The 7467-nt window shown below is 39.8% G+C and carries 9 protein-coding genes; all 9 read right to left on the minus strand.

Annotation, left to right across the window (positions count from 1 at the left end; genetic code table 11):
* The coding region (gene rplD / locus VKY50_RS08455; protein ID WP_324300822.1) for a 50S ribosomal protein L4 at positions 1-455 on the minus strand (455 nt) is incomplete at its 3' end.
* On the minus strand, positions 455-1072 hold the full coding sequence (gene rplC / locus VKY50_RS08460; RefSeq protein WP_324300824.1) for a 50S ribosomal protein L3: 618 nt from the start codon (positions 1070-1072) through the stop codon (positions 455-457). The genes rplD and rplC, both read right to left, overlap by 1 nt.
* Positions 1073-1310: 238 nt before the next feature.
* The gene (gene rpsJ, locus VKY50_RS08465; protein WP_008992279.1) at positions 1311-1616 is read right to left on the minus strand and encodes a 30S ribosomal protein S10; all 306 of its coding nucleotides are present in this window, start codon (positions 1614-1616) and stop codon (positions 1311-1313) included.
* Between the two features lie 12 nt (positions 1617-1628).
* Positions 1629-3758 carry an elongation factor G gene (fusA, locus tag VKY50_RS08470; protein ID WP_324300833.1) on the minus strand — a complete coding sequence of 710 codons (2130 nt, stop codon included), beginning with the start codon at positions 3756-3758 and terminating at the stop codon, positions 1629-1631.
* Between the two features lie 8 nt (positions 3759-3766).
* A complete protein-coding gene (gene rpsG / locus VKY50_RS08475) occupies positions 3767-4243 on the minus strand; it encodes a 30S ribosomal protein S7 (RefSeq protein ID WP_324300835.1) in 477 nt (158 codons plus the stop codon).
* A gap of 22 nt (positions 4244-4265) precedes the next feature.
* Positions 4266-4640, minus strand: a complete 375-nt coding sequence (rpsL, locus tag VKY50_RS08480; protein WP_008992282.1) for a 30S ribosomal protein S12 — start codon at positions 4638-4640, stop codon at positions 4266-4268.
* 213 nt (positions 4641-4853) lie between these two features.
* On the minus strand, positions 4854-5975 hold the full coding sequence (locus VKY50_RS08485; protein ID WP_324300838.1) for a T9SS type B sorting domain-containing protein: 1122 nt from the start codon (positions 5973-5975) through the stop codon (positions 4854-4856).
* Between the two features lie 126 nt (positions 5976-6101).
* Positions 6102-6983, minus strand: a complete 882-nt coding sequence (locus tag VKY50_RS08490) for a hypothetical protein (protein ID WP_324300840.1) — start codon at positions 6981-6983, stop codon at positions 6102-6104.
* A gap of 30 nt (positions 6984-7013) precedes the next feature.
* Positions 7014-7467 (minus strand): immunoglobulin domain-containing protein (locus VKY50_RS08495; protein WP_324300843.1); only part of this gene is annotated, 454 nt, incomplete at its 5' end.

The following is a 7467-nucleotide window of genomic DNA, read 5'->3' on the forward strand; positions in this document are numbered from 1 at the left end:
TTTTTACCCTCTAACCCTAAAGCTTTCAAAACATTAGTGAATTCTTTTGTTTTTGGAGCTTCGAAATTGAAGTCCTCAACAACGATAATTGACTTGTCTTGCGCTTTTAGACTAAGGGCAGATTTTCTAGCTAAACGTTTAACGTTTTTGTTAAGTTTTTGCGAGTAATCTTTAGGTCTTGGTCCAAAAATCCTACCACCACCTTTGAAGATTGGAGATTTAATACTCCCCGCTCTAGCTGTTCCTGTTCCTTTTTGCTTTTTGATCTTACGTGTACTTCCAGCGATCTCAGCTCTTTCTTTTGACTTGTGAGTCCCTTGGCGCTGATTCGCCAAAAATTGTTTCACGTCTAAGTATACAGCGTGATTGCTTGGCTCTACACCGAAAACTGATTTAGAAAGCTTCACCTTTCTTCCAGTTTCTTTTCCATTAATATCTAAAACTGCTACTTCCATTACTTCCTAATGATTACATAAGCGTTTTTGTGACCAGGTACACATCCTTTAACAACTAAAAGATTTTTTTCTGGAACAACTTTCAACACTTGTAAGTTATCAACTGTTACATTTTTTGATCCCATTTGTCCAGCCATACGTATTCCTTTGAATACACGAGAAGGATAGGATGCTGCACCAATAGAACCTGGCGCTCTTAAACGGTTATGCTGACCGTGAGTAGATTGACCAACCCCAGCAAAACCATGGCGTTTAACAACTCCTTGGAATCCTTTCCCTTTTGATGTACCAGTGACATCAACAAATTCTCCTTCTACAAATTCCTCAACAGTTAGCGTGTCTCCTAATTTGTACTCACCTTCAAAATCTTGGAATTCAACAACTTTCTTTTTAGGAGAAACGCCTGCTTTTTTTGCATGACCAACTTCGGCCTTGTTAGCACGTTTTTCTGCCTTGTCATCGAAACCAAGCTGAAGGGCTTCATACCCGTCAACTTCTAGAGTTCTGACTTGGGTAACTACGCATGGTCCAGCTTCGATTACTGTACAAGGAATGTTCTTCCCGTTTTCGTCGAAAATGCTGGTCATACCAATTTTTCTTCCTATTAACCCAGACATTTAATTTACGTTTAAGGATCGTTGGTTTTAAATAACCTTCGACCACATTGTTAATACTTAATTAATTATTCAATTATCGAAAAAACTTCAGGGCTGAAAAAATACTTCCAACCCTGAAATGTATTTTTATCCGTTTTTCCCTCGCCAAACGCTCAGGACATGTCTTTCCTCAAATTCTTTGAGCGAAACCACATTGGCCAGTAAAGTTCTTAAAGAACGCTATAGCCTCTTTAAAAGATTATACTTTAATCTCTACCTCAACACCACTTGGTAATTCTAGCTTCATCAAAGCATCGATGGTTTTTGATGAAGAACTGTAGATATCAAGTAATCTTTTGTAAGAACTCAATTGAAATTGCTCTCTTGATTTCTTATTTACGTGTGGAGAACGCAATACAGTAAAAATCTTTTTATGTGTTGGTAAAGGTATTGGACCTGTTACTACAGCTCCAGTACTTTTAACCGTTTTTACGATTTTCTCAGCAGATTTATCTACTAAATTGTAATCGTATGATTTAAGTTTTATTCTAATTTTTTGACTCATTTTCTTAAAAGTTTAAGCTTCAACTCCTTTTGCTTCCTTAATAACAGCTTCTGCAATATTAGATGGCGTTTCAGCATAATGTGAGAACTCCATAGTGGAAGTCGCACGACCTGATGAAAGGGTACGTAACGAGGTTACATATCCGAACATTTCAGAAAGTGGCACAATAGCTTTGATCACCTTAGAACCTGCCCTGTCGCTCATATCATTAACTTGACCACGACGACGGTTAAGGTCACCTACAATATCTCCCATATATTCCTCAGGAGTTAATACTTCTAATTTCATAATTGGCTCCATGATCACAGATTTTGCAGCTTTTGCAGCAGTTCTGAATCCTAATTTAGCAGCCAATTCGAAAGATAACTGATCGGAATCCACATCGTGATAAGAACCGTCAAGTAACGTAACTTTCATAGCGTCTACTTCGTAACCCGCTAATGGTCCATTTTTCATCGCTTCTTTAAATCCTTTCTCTACAGAAGGGATAAACTCTTTTGGTACGTTACCTCCTTTAATCTCAGATATGAATTCAAGACCTAACTTACCTTCTTCAGCTGGCTCAAGTGTGAATACGATATCAGCAAATTTACCACGTCCTCCAGATTGTTTTTTGTAAACTTCTCTGTGCTCTGCTTTTTGCGTAATAGCTTCTTTGTATTCAACTTGTGGCTGTCCTTGGTTTACCTCCACCTTAAACTCACGTCTAAGACGATCGATAATAACATCCAAGTGAAGCTCACCCATACCAGAGATGATCGTTTGGCCTGAAGCCTCATCAGTTCTTGCAGTAAATGTTGGATCTTCTTCAGATAGTTTCGCCAACGCCATACCCATCTTATCAACATCCGCCTTGGTTTTAGGCTCTACCGCAATACCGATTACAGGATCCGGGAAGTCCATGCTTTCCAAGACAATTGGCGCCTTTTCATCTGATAAAGTATCACCGGTCTTGATATCCTTAAATCCAACTGCAGCTCCAATGTCTCCAGCCTCAATAAAGTCAATAGAATTTTGTTTATTCGAGTGCATTTGGTAGATACGAGAAATACGCTCCTTTTTACCAGATCTATTGTTCAACACATAAGATCCAGCCTCTAGTCTACCTGAATATGCACGGAAGAATGCTAAACGACCCACGAAAGGATCGGTAGCAATTTTGAAAGCCAATGCAGCAAATGGAGCATCAACACTTGGCTTACGTACAATTTCCTCTCCAGTGTCAGGATGTGTACCTTTGATACCTCCCTTATCCAATGGTGAAGGTAAATATCGACAAACTGCGTCTAATAAAAATTGAACTCCTTTGTTTTTAAAGGAAGAACCACATACCATAGGAATGATTGCTCTGTCCATAACAGCAGCTCTTAGCGCAGCGTGTATTTCATCTTCTGTAATAGAGTTTTCATCTTCGAAAAACTTCTCCATAAGCGCCTCATCATACTCGGCAACTTGCTCGATAAGCATTGCTCTGTACTCTTTCACCTCATCTACCATATCAGCAGGGATATCCACTACATCAAAAGTAGAACCGAAGTTTTCGTCATGCCATATTACAGCTCTGTTCTTTACTAAATCAACGATCCCTTTAAAATCAGCTTCGTCACCGATTGGCAAAACAATTGGAACTCCATTAGAACCCAACATTTCTTTCACCTGGTTCACCACGTTTAAGAAATTAGATCCTTGACGGTCCATTTTGTTTACAAACCCAATTCGAGGCACATCGTATTGGTCTGCCAATCTCCAGTTCGTTTCAGATTGAGGCTCCACACCATCAACCGCACTAAACAAGAAAACTAACCCATCCAATACACGCAATGAACGACTCACCTCAACGGTGAAATCCACGTGACCAGGAGTATCGATTATATTAAAGTTATAACTGTGTGTATCCGGAGTCGGCTCCGCATTCTCCATAGGGAAATTCCAGGTACAAGTTGTTGCTGCTGATGTAATGGTAATACCTCGCTCTTGCTCTTGCTCCATCCAATCCATGGTTGCAGCGCCATCGTGAGTCTCTCCCAGTTTGTGAGACACCCCAGTGTAGAACAAGATTCGCTCCGTAGTTGTTGTTTTACCAGCATCAATATGTGCTGCAATTCCTATGTTTCTTGTATATTTTAAATCTCTTTGTGCCATCTTACTTATTAAAATCTAAAGTGTGAGAATGCTTTATTTGCTTCCGCCATTTTATGAGTATCAACGCGCTTCTTAACTGCTGCACCTTCTTCTTTAGAAGCCGCCAACACCTCAGAGGCTAATTTAAGCGCCATTGATTTGTCATTTCGCTTACGTGAATAACTAATCAACCACTTCATAGCCATTGATACTTTTCTATCTGGTCTAATCTGCATAGGAATCTGGAATGTGGCACCACCCACACGACGACTTCTCACCTCAACATGTGGCATAACGTTGGACAACGCATCTTTCCAAATTTCCAAAGCAGTTTTTTCTTCGTCTTGTTTTTTCTCCTCTACAATATCCATGGCATCGTAGAAAATTTTGAATGCTACGGACTTTTTACCATCCCACATCATCATGTTCACAAAACGTGTCACTAGCTGATCGTTATATCTCGGATCTGGTAAAAGAGGTCTCTTCTTGGCCTGTCTTTTTCTCATTTCTTCTTTTTAAAAGTGTTAATTACTTTTTAGGGCGTTTTGCTCCGTATTTTGATCTACGTTGCGTTCTTCCTTGAACTCCAGCAGTATCCAAAGCACCGCGAACGATGTGGTACCGAACTCCTGGTAAATCTTTTACCCTTCCCCCTCTAACTAATACTATCGAGTGCTCTTGTAAATTGTGTCCTTCTCCAGGGATGTAAGCATTCACCTCTTTGCCATTGGTAAGACGAACCCTTGCAACTTTACGCATTGCAGAGTTAGGCTTCTTTGGCGTGGTGGTATAAACACGCGTACAAACCCCTCTTCTTTGAGGACACGAATCCAAAGCAACCGATTTACTCTTCTTAGTAAGTGTGGTTCTTCCTTTTCGTACTAATTGTGAAATTGTTGGCATAATCTACTTAACAATAATTATGTTTTTTTTATTAATCAACCCCTTATAAATCAATGGTTTCCAGTTATCGACCAGATATATTTTTGGTTTAAAAGGGTGGCAAAGGTAAATATATTTATTTATAAATCAAACGCATAATTGATTAATTTTCAATAAAATCTCTTCGGTATCAATGAAGTACGTTTTTTTGAAATTGGGAGAATGAGCAGCGCACTAGTAACCTAAGAATATCCAACCCGTAACGGCGTTGGTATTATTTCCTAAATCTAGGATGTAAAAATAAACTCCTGCAGGCAAGGGATCACTTTTATCAATGGTCCAATTGGAATTACTGAATCCTCTCCAACTATTATCGTAACCTTTTTTTGAATATACCAGCGATCCATCTTTATCAAAAACCTTTAGTATATTGTTTGGGTACTGTTCTATACATTGAATAACAAAAGTATCATTGTTTCCATCATTATTAGGCGTAAAGATCTCATAAACCTTTACGCAGGTTGCATCCACCGAAGCGCTAGAGCTATTATTATCCACTATGAAGTCCTCTGGATCTGAATGGATAAGTGATGCGGTGTTTTGGTAATTATGCCCTTGTATTAAACGCGCACGAAGCTTTAACTCCTCACTTGCCTTTGGTGCTAACTCCACGATCTCCCATAAACCGGATACACTGCTATAGCGACCAGAGGTCAACTGATGATCCTCATAGGTGTAGCCATCTGGCAGTTGTTCTTTGATGATCAGGTTCTCACCCTTAACATTTGATTTATTACTTACCACGATGGTAAAGTTGACTTGTGTTTCCATGGCAGCTTCTACGGCATCAACGCGTTTATCAATAGCAATATCCAAACAAGCATCCAAAAACACCTCAGCTGAATAATTTAAATTTGTGGATATACTTGTAGCATAATAGGTTACCCCATCCTTTAATGGAGCATCAGCTGGTAGACTGTTTTGTCTTGCCCTATCCGAGAACCAAATCAAATCACCTACGCCAATATCAATATCTAAAATAGTCGGGTTTGATAACTCACAGAATTTCAATAGGCTGTGTTGAGTATCTGGAGTACTAAAGATGACCTCAACAAGATTGGACTGCATCGAGGCGCACTCAAAATCATTATATGCAATGGCGCTATAGACCCCTGGTTCTGTCACCACATAAAAGGAATCTACAGCTTGGTCAATAATCTGATTATCCCGTAACCACACATAATTTGTGGCTCCTTGCGAGAAAACATTTAAACGCACAGATCCCCCAGGGTTCAGCCGAACCTGTTGTATGTTGGTTTGCCCGTAAAGGTTCCCAACAACTACAACAAATACCATGATAAACCCCAGTGTTATTCTGGCGTAACTATTAAGACATTTGCCTTGCATATTATTTTAATATAATCCCATTCTAAATCTATTGGCAACTTGAAGGCTCACTTTGAGCTCTACAGTAAGATCCCATTATTCTGTAGTGGAACCTATTGTAATGCTAGGCGCACCTGGTACAGGAGTTACTTCAATCTCTAATGGGTTTCCGGCTCCATCTTCTACCGTATCTGTAAATACTACATAGTCTCTGCTTCCATCGTCTGCTTTAACAGCATAGGTAACTTCCACATAAAAAGTATAGGTTCCTTCTTGAGCCAAAGTCACATCATAAGTAGCAGCATTCCCTAGATCTATTGGATTAGCTGTCCCTCCTTCTAAGTTCGCAAACCAGTTATAATTTACAGTAAAGTCACTTCCAGCTGGATTCGTATAACCATTAGTGTTTGCGGTATAATCTGCTGTAATATCAGCTATTGATAACTGAATTGGGTCTGTTGGAATATCCTCCACACAATATCCAGCAGGATTTCCGTTGAGATCCACCTCAGAGGTCACCTCAAGCTCCGGCAAAACAAACAGTATGATATCTTCGTACTGATCAGATTGACAAGTTACGGTTCCATCTCCGTTATCTACCAAACCATAAACTCTGTATTTATGATATCCTGGAGCTAATGAAGTAGCTGTTAAATCTACAGCAGTCTCACCGGTTATGATGGTTTCGGTTCCATCGGAAGAAACAGTATTCCACTGATAAGACGTAAAAGTATTTCCCGCTCCATCATCCGTGGATGCACTTAAAGTAATTGAAGGACCGCTTGTAGCGGGATTATAGAACAAAACTGCCGCATCGACCGTGGTAACTTCAGTGGCTGTACTACTGATGGTTCCTACATCGAGATCTGCAGGTGTACTAATGGGTGAAGTAAAGGTTGGGACCTGCGCTATGGCTGGTGTAATTACCAATAAAATGATGGCCGGTAAAAGACCCTTAAAAATGTTACTTGTTTTCATAATGATATATTTTGAATTTATTGAGTTTATTTAATTTTCATTGACGTTTAAATCAATTTCTGGGTATCCCGGTTTGGGATAGATCACAATGTCAAATGCTGTTCTAGAAGAGGTAAACGCTGTACCTCCTTCCACTGCCTCCAAGTAATACGTTCCAGGTGTTAGATCTTCCTCTGGAATGGAAAGCACATTGGTGGTACCACTTTGGATAAGATTTCCATCAGTAAGGGCATCATAGACCCTATAGGTATATCCAGGTTGAAAATTAGAAATGCTAATTAATGCATCCTGGGTTTCACAGACTGCAACTGTTGGAAATTCTATAATAGGTGGTGTAATAAAGAAGGCGTAAAACACTTCGGCACTAGGGCCAACTCCAAGGAGCGCACTTAATCTAATTTCCACTCCATCAGAAGGGGTACCGGTAGCCGGAACTGGAACGGTAAATTCACCTGTGTCTTCAGCCTCATCTAGCCCTAACAAT

The sequence above is a fragment of the Galbibacter sp. genome (genome assembly GCF_035306585.1).
In the GTDB taxonomy this organism is placed as follows: Bacteria; Bacteroidota; Bacteroidia; order Flavobacteriales; family Flavobacteriaceae; genus Galbibacter.